Source organism: Oceanisphaera sp., from assembly GCF_052084945.1.
GTDB lineage: Bacteria > Pseudomonadota > Gammaproteobacteria > Enterobacterales > Aeromonadaceae > Oceanimonas.
Genome location: NZ_JBQDEX010000021.1, coordinates 1 through 1,357, shown reverse-complemented (window position 1 = coordinate 1,357; position 1,357 = coordinate 1). Strand labels below are relative to the sequence as shown.

Sequence of the window (1,357 nt, the reverse complement as noted above, 5' to 3'; positions counted from 1 at the left end):
GGCATATCCATATCTGGCATATTCATCGACGGCATATCCATACCTGGCATATCCATCGACGGCATATCCATATCTGGCATATTCACCGACGGCATATTCATATCTGGCATATTCACCGACGGCATATTCATATCTGGCATATTCATACCCGACATTTCACCCGAAGATAAGCTATCTTTAGCTCGACTTACCTTGGGCATAGTAGGTTTAGACCCAGGCAAGTTAAGGCTAGGCACTACGCTAGCAGCACCGGGAATACAAGCACGTAAAAAGAACAACAACAGTAACAAAAGTAATAACAGCAATAACCACCGCAACCAACGACGCCAGTTTTTCCACCACGGCATTCTTGTTGGGGTGATTATCTCTGGTGCTGGAGTAGAGGAAGGGGCAGCAGGTGTCACTTTAGGTGTCACCACAGGCGCGACAGCAGGCGTAACAACAGGGGCTGCTACCGGTGGTTCAATAGGTTTGGGCGGATATAAACAATAAAGAGGATCGGAGCTCAGCATATCGTCTGAGTGTAAAAAACCCCAAAAGGTTAATACTGGAATAACATTAGACGACGTATCCAGTCTGCCATTATGCTCAAACTGTTCATCGCCTTCTTCAGATCGCACCAAGTAAACAAAATCTTCGCCAGGAAAGTGAATAACGTATTCCAGTAATTCAGCAAAAACCTGCTTATCTTTACTTTTATCTTCTGTTTTTTTTGCTTCAGAAGCTAATAACTCTTCTCGCATCGTGGTGAGATAAGCCTTTACTGCTTCTAGCCGCGAACGAGCCACTGCACGTTCTGTTTCTGTTGCAGCCCCCCAAGAAATAACATCTCCTGCCACCGGACTATACCAGTCGATATTATCACCCTGTTGATCCGTCTGTGGAATTGCTAAACAAAGTGCATATCTTTTATCTTTGCGTTTAATTGCATTTCTAAGCTGTAAGGCAGCTCTATGCACCGGTTGCCCAGTTTTCCCTAATGCCTTAAAGGACGATATTCTACCAGATCGTAATAACGCCCCTGTCATTAGTGGCATCTCCCTTGCTAATTTAAATGAATGATTGTTTAAGGCTGCTAATGTAGTAGATAATGGCATTTAGGGTCAAGTTGAGATCATAAAAATCAACTAATAAAATGAAGTTTGTTCGATTTTATAAAAAACACCTGCTTGGCGCGTCAAAAAATCACGTTTTTCTGTGAGAGTTGTATTTACAACCCCTACACTGTTCATTATTTGTACTTTCAACCTAATGCTTTATATCATTAAATTTTATTTAATATGAGTTATTGATATTAGTAACCAGTGTATTTCCTCTATATCAACTTATTTTATATTATGCTTGATTGATAAAAAAA

Annotated in this window: 1 protein-coding gene; it reads right to left on the bottom strand. The window is 40.9% G+C overall.

Features of this window, described 5'->3' with window-relative positions; genetic code table 11:
- Positions 1–1,037: SrfA family protein (locus tag ACTHY5_RS03390; protein WP_441876374.1), on the bottom strand; the 1,037-nt coding region annotated here is incomplete at its 3' end.
- Positions 1,038–1,357: the final 320 nt, after the last annotated feature.